This is a genomic window from Mesorhizobium sp. M2A.F.Ca.ET.067.02.1.1 (assembly GCF_004023285.1).
GTDB lineage: Bacteria > Pseudomonadota > Alphaproteobacteria > Rhizobiales > Rhizobiaceae > Mesorhizobium.
The window spans coordinates 1-474 of record NZ_RZSB01001414.1 but is presented as its reverse complement, the minus strand read 5'-3'; the positions used below and the strand labels follow the sequence as shown (position 1 = coordinate 474).

Genomic DNA, 474 nt, shown 5'->3' with positions numbered 1-474 from the left:
CGCCGATGCCGATCACCGGCAGCGCGTTGCCGCAGAAGCAGCAGATGAAGAAGACCGAGACCACCTCGGCGCGGCGGTCGGCCGGGGCGATCTGATTCACCACCTGCAGGCCACCGCGATAGCCGAGCGCCGCCCCCGCCCCGCAGACCGCGGTCGCCGCGATCATGAGCGCCATCGAGGCGTAGATTTGCGCCGCGACGACCAGCGCCACAGCCGGGATCATCAGGACGAGCGCCGCAAGCATGGTGGAGCGGCTAGCAAGCCGGGCGGTGGCCACGATGGTGATGGCCGCCACGATCGACAGCTCGAAAAAAAGCCCGCCGGCTTCGGCATGATTGGTCACGTGCAGCTGCTGCGCGAGAATGCTCGGCGCCAGCGCGGCATAAAAGCCGTCAAGCGCCATGGCGCCGAAGCCGGTCACCGCCGGCGCCACGAATTGCGCGCGGATATTGTCGGGCACCGAAAGCCGTGGCC

General features: G+C 68.6%; 1 pseudogene. It reads right to left on the bottom strand.

The features are described 5' to 3' along the window. Nucleotides 1–421, bottom strand: a pseudogene (locus EOA28_RS38110) (MFS transporter); the annotation flags it as partial. Nucleotides 422–474 lie beyond the last annotated feature (53 nt).